The sequence below is a fragment of the bacterium genome (assembly GCA_019637795.1).
Classification (GTDB): Bacteria; Desulfobacterota; Binatia; order HRBIN30; family CADEER01; genus JAHBUY01.
This window is the reverse complement of record JAHBUY010000010.1, coordinates 114,566-130,701: the sequence shown is the minus strand read 5'-3', so window position 1 is coordinate 130,701 and position 16,136 is coordinate 114,566. Positions and strand designations below refer to the sequence as shown.

The 16,136-nt window shown below is 71.7% G+C and carries 16 protein-coding genes; 9 read left to right on the top strand and 7 right to left on the bottom strand.

What is annotated here, in order from left to right; genetic code table 11:
* Position 1: 1 nt before the first annotated feature.
* Positions 2 to 1,015: a L,D-transpeptidase family protein gene (locus KF840_26755; protein MBX3028511.1), complete on the bottom strand. Its 1,014-nt coding sequence runs from the start codon at positions 1,013 to 1,015 to the stop codon at positions 2 to 4.
* Positions 1,016 to 1,261: 246 nt separating this feature from the next.
* On the opposite strand from KF840_26755, the gene KF840_26750 reads away from it, so the two are divergent.
* Positions 1,262 to 3,055: a SulP family inorganic anion transporter gene (locus KF840_26750; GenBank protein MBX3028510.1), complete on the top strand. Its 1,794-nt coding sequence runs from the start codon at positions 1,262 to 1,264 to the stop codon at positions 3,053 to 3,055.
* A gap of 13 nt (positions 3,056 to 3,068) precedes the next feature.
* Here KF840_26750 and KF840_26745 read toward each other — a convergent pair whose 3' ends face one another.
* Positions 3,069 to 3,836: a hypothetical protein gene (locus KF840_26745; protein MBX3028509.1), complete on the bottom strand. Its 768-nt coding sequence runs from the start codon at positions 3,834 to 3,836 to the stop codon at positions 3,069 to 3,071.
* 2 nt (positions 3,837 to 3,838) lie between these two features.
* Positions 3,839 to 4,207: a hypothetical protein gene (locus KF840_26740; protein ID MBX3028508.1), complete on the bottom strand. Its 369-nt coding sequence runs from the start codon at positions 4,205 to 4,207 to the stop codon at positions 3,839 to 3,841.
* 142 nt (positions 4,208 to 4,349) lie between these two features.
* Between KF840_26740 and KF840_26735 the strand changes: the two genes are divergently transcribed.
* Positions 4,350 to 5,324 (top strand): ferritin-like domain-containing protein, encoded by a 975-nt coding sequence (locus tag KF840_26735; protein MBX3028507.1) that lies wholly within the window; start codon positions 4,350 to 4,352, stop codon positions 5,322 to 5,324.
* 1 nt (position 5,325) lies between these two features.
* Here the strand turns inward: KF840_26735 and folP are convergent, their stop codons facing one another.
* The gene (folP, locus tag KF840_26730) at positions 5,326 to 6,144 is read right to left on the bottom strand and encodes a dihydropteroate synthase (GenBank protein ID MBX3028506.1); all 819 of its coding nucleotides are present in this window, start codon (positions 6,142 to 6,144) and stop codon (positions 5,326 to 5,328) included.
* A 136-nt stretch (positions 6,145 to 6,280) separates the two neighbouring features.
* Here folP and KF840_26725 point away from each other — a divergent pair, with 136 nt between their 5' ends.
* Positions 6,281 to 6,760, top strand: a complete 480-nt coding sequence (locus KF840_26725; GenBank protein MBX3028505.1) for a response regulator — start codon at positions 6,281 to 6,283, stop codon at positions 6,758 to 6,760.
* A gap of 24 nt (positions 6,761 to 6,784) precedes the next feature.
* Here the strand turns inward: KF840_26725 and KF840_26720 are convergent, their stop codons facing one another.
* Positions 6,785 to 7,447, bottom strand: a complete 663-nt coding sequence (locus KF840_26720; GenBank protein MBX3028504.1) for a HAMP domain-containing histidine kinase — start codon at positions 7,445 to 7,447, stop codon at positions 6,785 to 6,787.
* Positions 7,448 to 7,502: 55 nt separating this feature from the next.
* On the opposite strand from KF840_26720, the gene KF840_26715 reads away from it, so the two are divergent.
* The 3 genes from KF840_26715 (at position 7,503) to KF840_26705 (ending at position 9,644) form a co-directional block, all read left to right on the top strand.
* On the top strand, positions 7,503 to 7,658 hold the full coding sequence (locus KF840_26715; protein ID MBX3028503.1) for a hypothetical protein: 156 nt from the start codon (positions 7,503 to 7,505) through the stop codon (positions 7,656 to 7,658).
* Between the two features lie 7 nt (positions 7,659 to 7,665).
* The gene (locus KF840_26710) at positions 7,666 to 8,592 is read left to right on the top strand and encodes an NAD-dependent epimerase/dehydratase family protein (GenBank protein ID MBX3028502.1); all 927 of its coding nucleotides are present in this window, start codon (positions 7,666 to 7,668) and stop codon (positions 8,590 to 8,592) included.
* 272 nt (positions 8,593 to 8,864) lie between these two features.
* Positions 8,865 to 9,644 (top strand): acyltransferase family protein, encoded by a 780-nt coding sequence (locus tag KF840_26705; protein ID MBX3028501.1) that lies wholly within the window; start codon positions 8,865 to 8,867, stop codon positions 9,642 to 9,644.
* A 37-nt stretch (positions 9,645 to 9,681) separates the two neighbouring features.
* Here KF840_26705 and mgtE read toward each other — a convergent pair whose 3' ends face one another.
* Positions 9,682 to 11,067, bottom strand: a complete 1,386-nt coding sequence (gene mgtE / locus KF840_26700; GenBank protein ID MBX3028500.1) for a magnesium transporter — start codon at positions 11,065 to 11,067, stop codon at positions 9,682 to 9,684.
* Positions 11,068 to 11,251: 184 nt separating this feature from the next.
* On the opposite strand from mgtE, the gene KF840_26695 reads away from it, so the two are divergent.
* A complete protein-coding gene (locus KF840_26695; protein MBX3028499.1) occupies positions 11,252 to 12,184 on the top strand; it encodes a serine acetyltransferase in 933 nt (310 codons plus the stop codon).
* A 103-nt stretch (positions 12,185 to 12,287) separates the two neighbouring features.
* Here the strand turns inward: KF840_26695 and KF840_26690 are convergent, their stop codons facing one another.
* Positions 12,288 to 13,757: an aldehyde dehydrogenase family protein gene (locus tag KF840_26690; GenBank protein MBX3028498.1), complete on the bottom strand. Its 1,470-nt coding sequence runs from the start codon at positions 13,755 to 13,757 to the stop codon at positions 12,288 to 12,290.
* A 108-nt stretch (positions 13,758 to 13,865) separates the two neighbouring features.
* Here KF840_26690 and KF840_26685 point away from each other — a divergent pair, with 108 nt between their 5' ends.
* Together KF840_26685 and KF840_26680 are read left to right on the top strand one after the other, a co-directional pair.
* On the top strand, positions 13,866 to 15,068 hold the full coding sequence (locus tag KF840_26685; protein MBX3028497.1) for an acyl-CoA dehydrogenase family protein: 1,203 nt from the start codon (positions 13,866 to 13,868) through the stop codon (positions 15,066 to 15,068).
* A gap of 80 nt (positions 15,069 to 15,148) precedes the next feature.
* Positions 15,149 to 15,979, top strand: a complete 831-nt coding sequence (locus tag KF840_26680; protein ID MBX3028496.1) for a hypothetical protein — start codon at positions 15,149 to 15,151, stop codon at positions 15,977 to 15,979.
* Positions 15,980 to 16,136 lie beyond the last annotated feature (157 nt).

The window sequence follows — 16,136 nt, the reverse complement described above, 5'->3', positions numbered from 1 at the left end:
GCTAGAGCAGCTCGGGACGCCCCGTCTGCGGCTGCCGCTGCAGCGACTTGCCGCCCAGGGTGACGTCGGTCGGGACGCCGTTCTGGGCGTCGACGACGCGCCGCAACGCCTGGTGGTCGATGTAGTCCTGCCAGCCGAGCTCCGATACCAGCCGTTCGGCCTCGGCGTGCATGTCGGGAATCAGCTTGTAGATGTCGGGGGCCACCTCGGCATAGATGTGGCCGTCGCGGGCCCCGATCTTCACCGGCTCGTAGATGAACTCGCCCGGGGTGCCGATGGGCACGATCGGGAACAGGGCCTCGATGTCCTCGGGATAGAGGCGCACGCAGCCGTGCGACACCTGCATGCCGACGCCCCACGGGATGTCGGTGCCGTGGATGCGGTAGCCCGGCATGGTGAGCTCCATGCGGTACTTGCCGAGCGGATTGTCGGCGGCGCCGCCCTCGATCATCGTCCGGTGGTCGCCGCGCTCGCGGATGTGCTCCTGGCGGATCGACTCGGGGATCACCCAGGTCGGGTTCTTGGTCTTGCCCTGCACCTTGAACTTGCCGCGCGGCGTGCGCCAGTCGTCGCGCCCGAGGCCAACGGGGTAGGTGGTGACCTGTTGCGGGGCGCCGTCCTTCCGCGGGTGGAAGTAGTAGAGCCGCATCTCGGGGATGTTCACCACCACGCCCTGGTGGGCGCCCTGCGGAATGATCCAGGCCGTCGGCAGAATCACCGTCTGGGTCTTGAAGGCCGGGATCCAGGGATCGACGCCGGGGTTGGCCTGCTCGAGCTCGTTGTAGCCGAGGCCGTAGAAGCGAGCCAGGTCGAGGAAGGTGTCGCCCTTGACCACCGAGTACTGGCGGACGCTGCCGATCATGGTGTCGGCGACGGCGGGATCAGTGCTCGCCACCATGTTGTAGGGACGGGTCATCCTGGCCTTGGCCTCGAAATCCGCCTCGGTCCACCGCTCCGCCAGGGCCGGGCCCGCCGCCAGCAGCAGCCCCGCCACCACACCGATCAGCCATCGCATGACCATTCCGTCTTCGTCCTCCGCAGAACCGCCGCGGGGGCCATGAAAGCACAGCGCCACCAACCGTCCAAGTAGGGTTTGCGGAGGTCTGGGCGCGGTTTTGCCGCACGATCGAGGCGCGCGAACGGCAGCCGGGAGCGACGGACCGAGCGTCTCCGGCCCCCTCGCCCACGCCGCCGCGAGGCCCGCGGCGCGGCCGCGGTTCGCGTTGCCCAACGGCGGCCGGGCGATTAGAGTCCGCCGCCGTTGCGCTCCCCGGCCCCATCCCCCGTCGCGGCGGCGATCTACAAGGTCATCCCGGCCTTCGACTCGTTGCGTCGCTACGACGGCGCGGCGGCGCGCGCCGACGTGATGGCCGGCCTCACCGTCGCCGCCGTCGCGGTGCCGCAGGCGATGGCCTACGCCATGGTCGCCGGGGTGCCGGCGGAGTACGGCCTCTACACGGCGATCGTCATGACCGCCGTCGGGGCGGTCTTCGATTCGTCGCGGCAGCTCATCAACGGCCCGACCAACGCCATTTCGATCGCCGTGCTGAGCGCCATCGCGGCGGTCGATGGCAGCGACCAGAAGATCCAGGCGGCGGTGCTGCTCGCCTTCATGGTCGGCTCGATCCAGCTCGCGATCACCCTCTGCCGGCTCGGCGACCTCACGCGCTACATCTCGCACTCGGTGATCGTCGGCTTCACGCTCGGCGCCGGCGGCCTGCTGGTGCTCGACCAGTTGAAGAACCTGCTCGGCCTGCACGCCATGGGCGATGCCCACGCGCACTTCCTCTACCGGTTCTGGCTGACGTTGGCGGACGGCGGCGGCGTGCAGCCGGTGACGGCGTCGATCGGCGTCGGCACGATCGCCCTGGTGATCGCCCTGCGCGCGCTGCGCCACCGCCTCGGCTGGCGCCTCCTGCCCGACCTGCTGCTCGTGGTCGTCGCCATGGCGGGTCTGGTGGCGTGGTTCGGCCTCGACCAGCGCGGCGTCGCCGTGGTCGGGCAGATCCCCGCCTCGCTGCCGCGCTTCGCGCTGCCGCCGGTCGACGCGGCGGCGATGCGCACCTTCGCCAACGCCGCGCTGGCCATCGCCCTGCTCGGCCTGCTGGAGGCGGTGTCGATGGCGAAGGCCATCGCCGCCCAGACCGGCCAGAAGCTCGACATGAACCAGCAGTGCCTGAGCGAGGGCCTGGCGAACTTCACCGGCAGCTTCTTCCAGTGCATCCCCGGCTCGGGCTCGCTGACCCGCTCGGCGATCAACCAGCAGGCCGGCGGCGTGACCCAGTGGTCGGGCGTCGTCTCGGCGCTGGCGGTGGCGATCATCATGGTGCAATTCGCGCCCTATGCGCGCTACATCCCGCGCGCCGCCCTGGCCGGCATCCTGATGGTGTCGGCGTGGAAGATGGTCGACTGGCGGGCGCTGCGCTACCACACGCGGGCGACGCGCTTCGACGCCGCGATCGTCGTCGCCACCGCGGCCTCCGCCATCGTCATCTCGGTCGAGTTCTGCGTCCTGATCGGCGTCATGATGTCGTTCTTCCTGGCCGTGCGGCGCACCGGCCGGATGCTGCTGACCGAGTTCGTCGTCGCCCCCGACGGGCGCATCCACGAGCGGCTGGCGGAGGACGCCGTCGCCGGGCCGCTGCTCATCTTCGGCCTCGAGGGCGAGATGTTCTTCGGCGCCACGGCGGCGCTCGAGCGGCACTTCGCGACCATCGAGAACCGGATCGACGCCGAGACCCGGGTCGTCGTCCTGCGCCTGAAGCGCGTGCGCAGCCCCGACGCGGTCGGCCTCACCCTGCTGGAGAAGTTTCTCCAGCGCCTCGCCGCCCGCCGCGTGCACGTGATCCTGTGCGGCGTGCGGCCGCCCCTGTTCGACGGCATGCAGCGCATCGGCCTGGTGGAGCGGCTGACGCCGAAGCAGATCTTCCTCGAGGAGCCGGTGCGAATGACCAGCACCATGCTGGCGGTGCGCCACGCCTACGAGATCATCGGCGCCGACTACCCGAACCCGCCCGCCGGGGCGCGCGAGCCCGGCCTGTACTACGAGATCTGACCCGCGGCGCCGCTCACGACGGCGGCGGCGGTCCGATCAACTCGCGGATCGCATCGTGCACCAGGCCGTTGGAGGCGATGGCGGTGCCGCCGAATGCCGTCGCCCGGCCGGCGAAATCGGTCAGGCGGCCGCCCGCCTCTTCGATCACGATCTGCACCGCGGCCAGATCCCACGGCTTGAGGTCGACGTCGATCACCGCCTCCGCCTGGCCGCGGGCGACGAAGGTGTAGCCGAAGTAGTCGCCGTAGGCGCGGGTGCGGCCGGCGGCATCGACCAGGCGCTCGTAGGCGGCCCAGTAGCCGCGCCGGCGCAACCCGCTGACGCCGCCGAACACCAGCATCGAGCGGCGCAGCGTGTCGGCCCGCGACACGTGCAGGCGGCCGTGGCGGTCGAAGGCCCCCTGCCCCTTCTGCGCGTAGAGCAGGTCGTCGAGCGCCGGGGCATAGATCGCGCCGGTGGTGACCTCGCCCTCCTCCTCCAACGCCACCAACGTGGCGAAGAACGGGATGCCGCGGATGAAGCTGCGGGTGCCGTCGATCGGATCGACGATCCACCGCCGCCCCTGCGCCCCCTGCTCCCCGTACTCCTCGCCGAGCACGCCGTGGTCGGGGAAGGCCTCGCGCAGCACCGCGATGGCCCGCGCCTCCGCCTCGCGATCGGCGCGCGTCACCGGCGAGGCGTCGGCCTTGCGCTCGACCGCGAGGTCGGTGCGGAAGTGTCGCAGCGCCACCGCGCCGGCGGCGCGAGCGGCGGCGATCGCCACCTCCAGACGCCGGTCCATGGTCACCAGCCGCGCGGCAACAGGAACGGCACCGCCTGCCGGTAGCGGCGGTAGGCCTCGCCGAAGCGGTCCTCCTGGCGCCGCTCGTCGACCGCCGCCAGGGCCACCGCCGCGGTGGCGGCGATGAGGACCAGCGCCCACAGGCCGCGGCGCGGCCAGGACATCGCGATCGCCAGCAGACACAGGAGCAGCCCCAGGGTCTGCGGATGCCGGACCGCCGCGAAGGGCCCGCCGAGGACCAGGGCCGGCTGCTCGGGACCGTGCGGCGTGTCGTCGAGGTCGAGCCAGCGGCGCCAGCCGAGCAGGACCGCGGTCCACGCGAGCAGGCCGGCGCCGGTTACTGAGAACAGGGAGACGAGCAGCAAACGCATGATCACCGCCACGGCGACGCCGGCAGGGGCCGGCGCGCTCGCGCACCGGGTTCCTATCGCGCCCGGCGCCGCCGCGCCATGCCTTCGCCCGGCGCTTGCACGCGGCGGCATCGGCCGCCTAAGGTCCGTGTCTGGAGGGCGCATGCGCACGCGCGAGCTGATCGATCTCCCGAACAGCGGTCACCCGGGCATCAACGCGCTCTTCTCCAAGGCACACTCGGCCGGCTGGGACATCGACCGCGATGTCGACTGGTCGATCCCGCTGGCCGCCGACGACCCGCTGGTCGATCCGGCGTGGGCCCCCTTCGGATCGACGCCCACCTTCCGCGCCCTGCCCGAGCGGGTGCGGACGTACGCGACCCGCCGCGCCCTCGGCCGCATGCTGAACGTCCTGCAGGTCGGCGAGAGCGTCGCCCAGGACGTCTGCGCCAAGCTCGCGCTCCGCGTGCGCGAGGAGGACTACCGCAACCACGCCGCGGCGCAGGCGATGGACGAGGCGCGCCACCACCTCGCCTACCGCCGCTTCCTCGAGAAGATGAACGAGCCGCCGGAGGCGATCGACGCCGGCACGGAAATGATGTTCGACGCCCTGCTCGCCGCCGACGGCGCGCTCGAGCTGGTCGCCACCGAGCAGTTCTTCCTCGAGAGCGTGGCCATGGACATCTTCGACGGCATCCGCCAGCACGCCACCCACCCGTTGCTGCGCGCCCTGCTGACGCTGGTGATCCGCGACGAGAGCCGGCACATGGGGTTCGGCGTCCTGTACGTCGCCGAGCACCTGCGCGCGCACGATCTCGACGACCGCATCGCCTTCGCCCGCCGCTGGCTGGGGCAGATCCTCTTCGTCGCCACCGACCAGCCCGGGCCGATCATGCTCGGCCGGGTGCTCGGCCGGCTGCGCGACGCGGAGGTGGATGCCGATGCGCTCGCCCCGGCCCTGCTGCGCGAGCAGCAGGCGATCAACGCCCGCGAGCGCGCCGAGGCGCTGGCCGGTCGGCGGCTGCCGCAGATCATGAAGAGCGCCCGCCGCGCCGGCCTGCTCGCCCCCGACATCCTCGACGCCCTCGCGATCGGCGACCACCCGCTGGTGCAGGCGACGCTGGCCGCGGCGGCGTAGCTCAGCGCAGCGCCGCGGCGACGCGCACCGCGTCGCGCGTCGCCGCGACGTCGTGGGTGCGGATCGCCGCCGCGCCGCGCAGCACCGCCGCGGTGGCGGCGGCGAGCGAGCCGGCGAGGCGATCGGCGGGATCGGCGCGGCCGGTGAGCAGCCCGATGAAGCGCTTGCGCGACACGCCCACCAGCAGCGGCCGGCCGAGATCGGCGAGCCCGGCGAGCTGGCGCAGGACGGCGCAGTTGAGCTCGCCGGGGGGCGTCGCGCTGGCGGTGAAGAAGCCGATCCCCGGATCGAGGACGATCTCGTCGGCGGCGATGCCGGCGCGCGCGGCCCGCGCCAGGCTGTCGCCGAGCGCGCGGCGCACCAGCGCCAACGGCGGGGCGTCGGGCCCGCCGTCGGGCGCCGCCGTCAGCACCACGCCGGCACCCTGGGCCGCGAGATCCGCCATCGCCGGGTCGCCGCGCAGGCCGCTGACGTCGTTGATCACCCGCGCGCCGGCGGCGAGCGCGGCGGCGGCGACGACGGCGCGGGTGGTGTCGGCGGAGATCGGCACCGCGACGGCATTGGCCACGACGTCGACCGCCCAGCGCATGCGCCGCACCTCCTCGTCGTCGCGCACGGCGGCGACGGCGCCGTACGGCGCCGTCGAGCGCGCCCCGACGTCGATGAGATCCGCCCCCTCGTCGACGGCGCGGCGCGCCGCGTCGCGCAGGGCCGCCGGATCGCGGCGCACCGAGCCGCCGTAGAACGACTCCGGGCTGACATTGAGCACGGCCATGATGCGCACCGGCGCATCGCCGCCGATCGACAGCCCCGCCAGCATGGCGTGGGATTTCACCTCGCCAGCCAAGCCGCATGGAAGCACGCAGTCAACCCCGGCCCGGCGGGCGGGAATTCGCATTCGACCATCAGTTTCGTGTGGCAAAAGGCCCGGAAATCCGGATGCTGTGGCCACGATCATGACCTACCGCGATCTCGACGACGACGACGCGCCCCGCGCTCCGCTGCCGACCCGCTACCGCATCCTGGTGATCGACGACGAGCCGGACTTCCGCCACCTGATCAGCATGTTCCTCCAGCGCAGCGGCCTGCCGCTCGACGTGGTGACGGCCGAGAACGGCGCCAGCGGCCTGGCGGCGGCGCTGAGCGACCCGCCCGACCTGATCGTGCTCGACGTCATGATGCCCGAGCTCAACGGCTTCGACGTCTGCCAGCGGCTGCGCGCCGACCTGCGCACGCACGACGTCCCGGTGCTGATGCTGACCTCGCTCGACGAGCCCGTCGACCGCACCCGCGGCTTCCTCGCCGGCACCGACGACTACCTGGCGAAGCCGTTCGACCGCGGCGAGCTGCTGGCGCGCGTCCGCCGCATCCTGCAACGCACCTACGGCTACGGCGACGTCATCAACATGCTCGAGGACAACGCCACCGCGCACTGAACGCGGGCGCGGCCCGCGCCGGCGTCAGCGCGGCAGGGCGAGCGCCAGGGTGGCGCGGCCGGGGCGCTGCTCGATCGACAGCGTCCCGCCATAGAGCTGCGCGACGCCGCGCGCCAGCTCGATCGTTAGCGCGGCCTCGTCGAAGCGCGACACCACGCCGAGCTCGCGGTCGACGCGCAGCGGCACGGTCAGGGTCAGCACCGCGCAGCCCTCGTCGTCGCTGAGTCGGACCACGATCCCCTCGCCCGGGCTGCTGCGCACCGTTTCGCGCAGCACGCCGCGCAGCGCGCAGACGAGCTGGCCGTGGTCGCCGCGCAGCCGCGCCCCGTCGGTGGCGTCCCAGCGGATCGCCCCCGGCCGCCGCTCCAGCGCCTCGACCTCGGCGATGATCTCCTCGAGCAGCGCGCGCCCGTCCCACTCGCTGTCGTCGGTGACCGCCCGGTCCCGGCGCAGCTCGTTGAGGAGCGCGAACTCCTCGACCACCTGGAGGGCCCGCCGGGCGTTCAGTTGCAGCCGGACGGCGAAATCCCGCTTCTCGCCCTCGTCCGCCTCCGGCAGCGCCTCGGCGAAGTAGGCGATGATGCCCAGCGGGTTCCGCAGATCGTGGATGAGCTGCGTGAACAGCACCGCCTCGTCATCCAGTCCCTCCCCGCGCCCAGGCGCGCCGGGTCGCGCTCGTTCTGCCATGCGGGCCACATTCGCAACCGCCGTGCCAGCAGATGTCAAGCGCCCTGGGGTCGCAATGGGGCGACGCGGCGCGGCATCCGGCGGCAAAAAACAGCCGCGCGACGGTTACCGGAGCGATGGCGGGGCGCCCGGTCGCGGCGGCGTCCGCATGCCGGCGCCGCTCGGCGCCGATGCCGACCGCATTCCCATGCCGGCCGCGATCGACTACTAGAGTCCGGGTGAGCAAGGTCCTGATCACCGGCATCACCAGCGGCCAGGGCAAGCTGGTGGCGCGCAAGCTCCTGCACCGGCGCCACCCCTACGAGGTGGTGGGGGTGGACATCCACCCCTGGGACGACCGGCCGCGCGGCATCGCCATGGCGATGGCGGACGTGCGGAAGCGCAAGTTCGAGGACGTCATCCGACGCGAGCGGCCGGAGGTGATCGTGCACCTCGGCTCGGTGCGGCACTTCAAGTCGCACCCGGCGCTGCGCCACGAGGTGAACGTCAACGGCACTCGGCGCCTGCTCGACTTCGGCATCACCCATGGCGTGAAGCAACTGGTCATCGTCTCCAGCTCCTACGTCTACGGCGCGCTCCCCGAGAACCCGTACTACATGGACGAGGCGTTCCCGCTGAATTCGAGCCGCACCTACCCCGAGATGCGCGACCTGGCCGAGATGGACATGCTCGCCACCGCCTATCTCTGGCACTACCCGGACATCACCATCAGCGTGCTGCGCCCGACCAACGTGCTCGGACCGACGGTGCGCACCGCCATCGGCCGCTACCTGCGCGCCGACTACGTCCCGACGGTGATGGGCTTCAACCCGATGATGCAGTTCGTGCACGAGGACGACATGGCGGAGGCGATCGTGCTGACCATCGAGCGCGGCGCGCGCGGCGCCTTCAACGTCGTCGGGCCGGGCGCCGTGCCCCTGCACACCGCCATCGACGAGGTCGGCAGCACGCCGCTGCCGCTGCCCGAGGTGGCGGTGCGCTCGGCGATCGCGATGCTGTTCCGCTGGGGGCTGTATGCCTTTCCGGCGCGCGCCATCGACTTCGCCAAGTACCAGTGCACCCTCGACGGCAGCCGTTTTCGCGAGGCGACCGGCTTCACGCCCCGCTATTCGCTCGGCGAGACCTTCGCGGCGGTGCGCCGATGACCTCGCCGCCCCGCCACCGCCGCGTCGGCACCGGAGGACGCATGGCCGCACGAGTCGAATCGCTGGAACCCCGGCGCCGGACGCGCCGCGCCGCCATCGCCGCCCTGCCGGCGCCACCGCCGCGCGTCGTGCACGCCCTGCCGGCGCCGCTGCGCCGGCCGCGCCGCGGCCTGCGCCACCTCCTGCGCCAGACGGTCGATGAGCTGTGGGAACAGCTCACGCCCGACGTGGTGCGCGACATCAACGACGAGGTGGCATCGCGCCTGCGGCGCATGCCGACCCAGACCAACGAGTACGGTTACGATCCCTGGGGGCTGAACGTCGACGTCGCCCGCCAGGCGCTGGTCATCACCACCCTGCTCTACCGCTACTGGTTCCGCGTCGCGGCGAGCGGCATCGAGCACATCCCCGACGGCCGCGTCCTGGTGATCTCCAATCACGCCGGCCAGGTAGCGCTCGACGCGGCGATGATCGGCACCGCGACGGTGCTCGAACGCGAGCCGCCGCGCATCGTCCGCGGCATGGGCGAGTACTGGCTGCCCACCGTCCCCTTCGTCAACCTGCTGATGAGCCGCACCGGGTCGGTGGTCGGCACGCCGAAGAACTGCACCGACCTGCTGAGCCGCGAGGAGGCGGTGATCGCCTTCCCGGAAGGCGTGCGCGGCATGAACAAGCTGTTCAGCGAGCGCTACCGCCTGCAGCACTTCGGCTCCGGCTTCATGCGCCTGGCGCTCGCCACCCGCACGCCCATCGTCCCGGTGGCCGTGATCGGCTCCGAGGAGCAGGCGCCGGCGATCGCCAACCTGGCGGGCCTCGGCCGCCTGCTCGGCATGCCGTCGTTTCCCATCACCCTCACCTGGCCCTGGCTCGGACCGCTCGGCCTGCTGCCCCTGCCGACCAAGTACCGCATCTACTTCGGCAAGCCGATGCGCTTCGAGGGCGATCCCGACGACGAGGACGCGGTCATCGACCGCAAGGTGCAGAAGGTGGTCGACACCATCCAGGGGATGATCGACCGCGGCCTGAGCGAGCGGCAGGGAATCTTCTTCTGAAGCCCCGGGCGGGCGCCGCGCCGGCGGCGCCCGCGCCCTACAGCAGGGTGCCGCGCAGGATCAGCGCCGCGCAGGAGAAGTAGATCACCAGCCCGGTGACGTCGACCAGCGTGGCGACGAAGGGGGCGGACGCCGCGGCCGGGTCGAAGCCGAGGCGGCGGAGGATGAACGGCAGCATCGATCCGGCGATGGTGCCGAAGGTGACGACGCCGATGACGCTGGAGGCGACGGTCATGGCGACCAGCACGTAGTGCTCGCCGTAGAGGGTCGCGCGCGTCGGCCAGAGCACGATGCGCATGAGCGCGATCGACCCGAGCAGCGAGCCGAGCATCAGACCGCTCGCCAGCTCGCGGCGCAGGACGCGCCACCACTGCCGCAGACCGACCTCGCCCAGCGCCATGGCGCGGATGATCAGCGAGCACGCCTGCGAGCCGGAATTGCCGCCGCTCGAGATGATCAGCGGGATGAACAACGCCAGGACCACGGCGCGCTCGATCTCGTGCTCGAAATAGGCCAGCGCCGTGGCGGTGAGCATCTCGCTGACGAAGAGGACGCTCAGCCAGCCGCCGCGCTTGCGCATCATGCGGCCCATGCCGATCTCGAGATAGGGCGCGTCGAGCGCCTCCATGCCGCCCATCTTCTGGATGTCCTCGGTCGCCTCCTCCTCGGCCACGTCGGCGACGTCGTCGGCGGTGACGATGCCGACCAGGATGCCGCGCGAGTCGACCACTGGCATCGCGATCAGATCGTAGTGCTGCATCTGCCGCACCGCCTCCTCGCGATCGTCGGTGGCGGACAGGGCGACGCACTTGCGGTCCATCAGCGACTCGACCGTCTGCTCGGGCGCCGCGAAGAGGAACTGGCGGATCTTGAGGTCGTCGATGAGACGGCCGCTCTCGTCGATGACGTAGATGACGTTCACCGTCTCGGCGTCGCGCCCGTAGCGGCGGATGTGCTCGAGGGCACGGGCGATCGTCCACTCGGCGCGGACCCGCACGTAGTCGGGGGTCATCAGCCGGCCGACGCTCTCCTCGGGGTAGCCGAGGATCGCCTGGGTCACGCTCCGCTCGGCCGGGGTCAGCAGGGCGATCAGGCGCTGCGCCACCTCGGCCGGCAGCTCCTCGAGCAGCGCCGTACGGTCGTCCGGGTCGAGCTCGTTGATCAGCGCCGCCACCCGCTCCGTGCCGAGGCTGGCGATCAGGCTCTGCTGGCGGTCGGTGTCGAGGTGGCTGAAGACGTCGGTCGCGAGATCGCGCGGCAGCAGCCGGAAGACCAGTGCCGCCTGGTCCTGCTCCAGCCCCTCGACCAGGTCGGCGACGTCGGCCGGCTCGAGCTCGAGCAGGGCGGCGCGCAGCCGGTCGAAGCGGCGCTGTTCGAGCAGCTCCCCGATCTCGGGGCCTACGAGGCTGTTGAGCGCGTACATGGCCTTTGCGTGTGCTGGCGCCGGCCATCGACGCGCCGAGCGAAGCCTCAGCGGCGGCGGGGGTCGACGCGGCGGTCCGTCCGACTACTCGGTCCGTCGTCCATCGCGCCGATAGCTAGCGCAGAACGCCAGCGGACGAAAGCCCCGCGCCCGGGCCCGGACGGGGACAGCGGCCGCCGCCCGCATGGCGCCTGGACGGCGGTTGTGGTTTTCTCCCCGCATGGCGCGACCACTGAGCAAGCTCGCCGCGCTGGAGGCCGCCATCGATGCGGTGGTCGACAGCTACCGCGGCCCGGAATCCATCAACAGCCTGGAGAGCGCCGCGCTCCCCAACAAGCGGGCGGTGATCGAGGCGTTCAACCACATCAAGCCGGTCATCTACCTCGGCTTCTACAGCACCCGCCCGCTGTCGCCCGACAACCTGCGCCACACCATCGCCGAGCACCTCTACCCGGCGTACGAGATCCTGGTCGAACAGCTCTTCCGCGTCTTCACCTACGAAAAGGCGATGGGCCGGGATCCCGCGGCGCGCGGTCCGGAATGGGCGGAGGAGGTCGTGCTGCGCTTCTTCCGCGCCCTGCCCGAGCTGCGCCGGCTGCTCAACAGCGACGTGCTCGCCGCCTTCGACGGCGATCCGGCGGCGAAGAGCGTCGAGGAGGTCGTCTTCAGCTACCCGGCGATCGAGGCCATCACCGCCTATCGCGTCGCCCACTGCCTCTATCGCGACGGCGTGCCGATGATCCCGCGCATCATCTCCGAGCACGCGCACGGCGAGACCGGCATCGACATCCACCCCGGGGCGCGGATCGGCGAGCGCTTCTTCATCGACCACGGCACCGGCGTGGTCATCGGCGAGACGGCCGTCATCGGCCGCAACGTCAAGATCTACCAGGGCGTCACCCTCGGCGCCCTCAGCATCCCGCGCAGCGGCGAGGACGCGCTGCGCAACGCCCAGCGCCATCCGACGATCGCGGACAACGTGACGATCTACTCCGGCGCCACCATCCTCGGCGGCGACACCGTCATCGGCGAGGGCTCGGTGATCGGCGGCAACGTGTGGCTGGTCCACTCCGTGCCGCCGCGCTCGAAGATCACCTACGAGCCGGGCACGGCGTGAGACAGCGGCGGTCGGGCGGTTGCCGCCAGGGCCCGGCGACGAGCGAATTCCGTTCTCCGGACTCGAACGGCGGAACGCCCTGAGGCCGCGACGGCCCGCCTCCTCACTTCCACGCGATCGCCTGCGCCTCGGTGTACTCGGCGATGCCCCAGCGGCCGCCCTCGCGACCGATGCCGCTCTCCTTGAAGCCGCCGAATGGCAGGTTGAGGAGGTTGAGCGCGGCGTTGATGTTCACCGTGCCGGTGCGCAGTTGCTTGGCGACGGCCAGGGCCTTGGCGACGTCGTTGGCGTAGACCGCGCCGCCCAGCCCGTACGGCGAGTCGTTGGCGATGCGCACCGCCTGGTCGACGTCGTCGAACGGCAGGATCGAGAGCACCGGACCGAAGATCTCCTCGCGGGCGATGCGCATCTCGTTGCGCACGTCGGCGAACACCGTCGGCTGCAGGAAGTAGCCGCGCGGCCGGTCGGCGGGACGGCCGCCGCCGGTCACCAGGCGCGCCCCCTCCTGGTGGCCGAGGGCGATGTACTCCTCGATCTTCTGCCGCCGCTCCTCGCGGATCACCGGGCCGAGCATGGTGCCCGGGTCGGCGGGGTCGCCGATCGAGACCATGCCGCCGAGGAAGCCGGCGAAGCTCTCCGCCGCCGCGTCCTGGCGGGCGCGCGGGATCATGAAGCGGGTGCACATCGCGCACCCCTGGCCGGCGTGGAAGAAGGCCGGCGACGACGCGTACGGCACCACCTGCATGAGATCGATGTCGTCGAGCACGATCGCCACCGACTTGCCGCCCAGCTCGAGGTGCACGCGCTTCAGGGTCGGCGCCGCCGCCGCCATGATGCGCTTGCCGGTGACGGCGCTGCCGGTGAAGCTGATCTTGTCGACCAGCGGGCTCTCGACCAGCGCCGCGCCAAGCGCGGGCGCGTCGCCGGTGACGACGTTGACCACGCCCGGCGGCAGCTCGCATTCCTCGATCGCCTCGGCGACCACCAGGTCGACCAGCGGCCCATACGGCGACGGCTTGATCACCATCGTGCAGCCGGCGGCGAGCGCCGGACCGATCTTCTGCACGGTGGTGAAGAACGGGAAGTTCCAGGTCGGGATCAGGGCGCAGACGCCCGCCGCCTGGTGGTAGACCATCGAGTTGTTGACCGTGGTCCCCATCGGCGTCTCGCTCACCACCACCGGCAGCATCTCCTCGAAGTGGAAGGAGCGGACGAGATCGGCGTAGTTGGCGAGGAGCTGGTACGGCAGGTCGAGCTGGATCGGATGCGACACCCAGGTGGCGCCGGCGGTGGCGATGAGAATCTCGCGCAGGCGATCGCGCCGCGTCTCCAGGGCCGCCACCAGCCGTTCGATGACCCGGGCGCGGTCCTGCGGCGTCGTCCGCCGCCACGGCCCGTCGTCGAACGCCCGCCGCGCCGCGGCGATGGCGCGCTCGACATCGGCGACGCTCGCGTTCGGCGCCTGCGCCACCGTCTCCTCGGTCGCCGGATTGATGACGGCGAAGGTGCCGGCCCCGCCGTCGCTCCACCTGCCGTCGATGAACAACTTCCAGTCGCGCGCCAGATCGCTCACTGCCCCTCCCCGAGTTGGCCCTTGAGAGCACACCGCGCCGTTCGCTGACAAGCGCGGCCCCCGCCATGGCCATTGCGCCCCCGCAACGCCCGCGATATCGCCTGGCCGATGGCATGGCACGACGACGCCTGGCGATCGCTCGATCTCTTCGCGCCGACCCCGGAGCACCGCCTCCTGGCAGACACCGTCTGGCAGCTCGTCGCCCAGGAGGTCGAAGACCAGGCGGCGCGCTTCAACCGCGAGGAGAAGTTCAACCGCGGGCTCTTCCGCCGCTGCGGCGAGCTCGGGCTGCTCGGCCTGACCGTGCCCGAGGCCGACGGCGGCGCCGGGCTCGACGCCACCGCGGCGGTGCTGGTGCACGAGGCGCTGTCGAGCGCCGACCCCGGCTTCTGCCTCGCCTACCTCGCCCACAGCGTGCTCTTCGTGAACAACTTCTGCCGCAACGCCTCGCCGGCGCAGCGGCAGCGCTTCCTGCCGCCGGCGATCAGCGGCGACAAGATCGGCGCCATGTGCATGACCGAGCCGGAGGCCGGCACGGACGTGCTCGGCATGCGCACCACGGCGCGGCGCGACGGCGACCACTACGTGATCACCGGCCGCAAGACGTTCATCACCAACGGCGCCGTCGACGACCAGACGCTGGGCGACCTGTTCCTGGTCTACGCCCGCACCGGCGAACGCAGCATCAGCACGCTGCTGGTCGAGAAGGACACGCCCGGTTTCTCGCTCGGCCAGCTCTGGAAGGAGAAGCTCGGCGTGCGCGCCTCGATGACCGCGGAGCTGGTGTTCGACGGCTGCCGCGTGCCCGCCGATCACCTGCTCGGCGAGGAGGGCCAGAGCACGCTGCACATGATGCGCAACCTCGAGCTCGAGCGGCTGACCCTGGCGGCGATGTCGCTCGGCATCGCCCGCCGCTGCCTCGAGGTGATGGTGCGCTACGCCAACGAGCGCAAGACCTTCGGGGTGCCGATCCGCGAGCACGGGCAGATCCAGCGCCACATCGCGGAGTCGTACGCCGAGTACCGGGCGGCGCGCTGCTACGTGTACGAGACGGCGCGCCGGCTCGATCTCGATCGCCACGGCAACCGCCTCGACGCCGACGGCACCAAGCTGTTCGCCGCCCGCGTCGGCAAGGAGATCGCCGACCGCGCCATCCAGGTCCTCGGGGGCTACGGCTACATGGGCGAGTACGTCGTCGAACGCCTGTGGCGCGACGCCAAGCTGCTGGAGATCGGCGGCGGCACCCTGGAGGCCCACCACAAGAACATGACCAAGGATCTGAGCCGCGACCCGTCGCTGGTCGGGCGGTGACCAGTGATCGAGTGATCGGTGACCGCTGACCGGGCGTGGCGACTGCCCCGGCGGCCACCCGGCCACGCCGCTCGGCTGCCATGCACGAATCCACCTTCCCCGTACGCATCTTCGACGTCGACGCCTTCGGCGAGCTGCGCACGCCGGTGCTGCTGCGGTTTCTCTGGCAGTCGGCATCCGACGCCTCGACCGCGGTCGGCTACGACCTCGAATGGTACGAGCGCGCCGGGACCCTGTGGATCATCCGCCGGACGCGGGTCGAGATGCTGGCGCCCATCCGCTATCGCGACGCGCTCACCGTGCGCACGTGGGTGGCCGACATCCGCCGCGTCCGCTCGCAGCGCCGGTACGAGGTGCGCAACGGCGACGACCGCCCCGTCGCCAGCGCCACCACCGACTGGGTGTACGTCGACCTGGCGCGCGGCGCCCTGGTCCAACCGCCGGTCGAGATGCAGCGCGCGCTGATGCCCGGTGGCGTCGCCAGCCAGCCGCGGCTCCCCAGCCTGGCGGTGGCGCCGCCGGCGGCCGCCGCGCGCGGCACGCGGCGCGTCGAGCTCGCCGACCTCGACACCGTCAGCCACGTCAACAATGCCCAGTACAGCGTCTTCGTCGAGCAGTTCGTCTGGGACGCGCTGGCGGCGCGCGGCTGGACGCTCGATCCCGCGCCGGCCGCCGCTCGGCCGCGGCTGCTGGCGCACGACCTCGAATACTTCGAAGCCGCCCGCTACGGCGACGCGCTCGACGGCGCGGTCTGGGTCACCGCCATCGACGCCGATCGCTTCGAGACCGACTGCCAGCTCAGTCTCCGCGGCCAGCGATCGCTGCACGCCCGCAGCACCTGGCGCTGGCCCGACGCCCCCTGCCCCGAATCCCTGCGGCGCGCCGTCGACGGGCTGGTCGCACCCGCCTGACGACAGTTTTCACCCGCTCGTAACACTCCCGTAACCTCCGCCGAGTAGCGTCCGCCGCATTCAGACCTTCGGGTCGTGCGGGCTTGGCGTGCGTCCAGCGCGCGACGGATTGGCATTGGAGGCACAGGGGTGATCTCGGCGCTCCGGGGACGGATCC

What these genes read in the sequence shown, in the direction of transcription:
- KF840_26755 (MBX3028511.1), bottom strand. Translation starts at nt 1,015, where the DNA reads ATGCGATGGCTGATCGGTGTGGTGGCGGGGCTGCTGCTGGCGGCGGGC.
- KF840_26745 (MBX3028509.1), bottom strand. Translation starts at nt 3,836, where the DNA reads ATGGACCGGCGTCTGGAGGTGGCGATCGCCGCCGCTCGCGCCGCCGGC.
- KF840_26740 (MBX3028508.1), bottom strand. Translation starts at nt 4,207, where the DNA reads ATGCGTTTGCTGCTCGTCTCCCTGTTCTCAGTAACCGGCGCCGGCCTG.
- KF840_26735 (MBX3028507.1), top strand. Translation starts at nt 4,350, where the DNA reads ATGCGCACGCGCGAGCTGATCGATCTCCCGAACAGCGGTCACCCGGGC.
- folP (MBX3028506.1), bottom strand. Translation starts at nt 6,144, where the DNA reads ATGCTGGCGGGGCTGTCGATCGGCGGCGATGCGCCGGTGCGCATCATG.
- KF840_26725 (MBX3028505.1), top strand. Translation starts at nt 6,281, where the DNA reads ATGACCTACCGCGATCTCGACGACGACGACGCGCCCCGCGCTCCGCTG.
- KF840_26720 (MBX3028504.1), bottom strand. Translation starts at nt 7,447, where the DNA reads ATGGCAGAACGAGCGCGACCCGGCGCGCCTGGGCGCGGGGAGGGACTG.
- KF840_26715 (MBX3028503.1), top strand. Translation starts at nt 7,503, where the DNA reads ATGGGGCGACGCGGCGCGGCATCCGGCGGCAAAAAACAGCCGCGCGAC.
- KF840_26705 (MBX3028501.1), top strand. Translation starts at nt 8,865, where the DNA reads ATGCCGACCCAGACCAACGAGTACGGTTACGATCCCTGGGGGCTGAAC.
- mgtE (MBX3028500.1), bottom strand. Translation starts at nt 11,067, where the DNA reads ATGTACGCGCTCAACAGCCTCGTAGGCCCCGAGATCGGGGAGCTGCTC.
- KF840_26695 (MBX3028499.1), top strand. Translation starts at nt 11,252, where the DNA reads ATGGCGCCTGGACGGCGGTTGTGGTTTTCTCCCCGCATGGCGCGACCA.
- KF840_26685 (MBX3028497.1), top strand. Translation starts at nt 13,866, where the DNA reads ATGGCATGGCACGACGACGCCTGGCGATCGCTCGATCTCTTCGCGCCG.
- KF840_26680 (MBX3028496.1), top strand. Translation starts at nt 15,149, where the DNA reads ATGCACGAATCCACCTTCCCCGTACGCATCTTCGACGTCGACGCCTTC.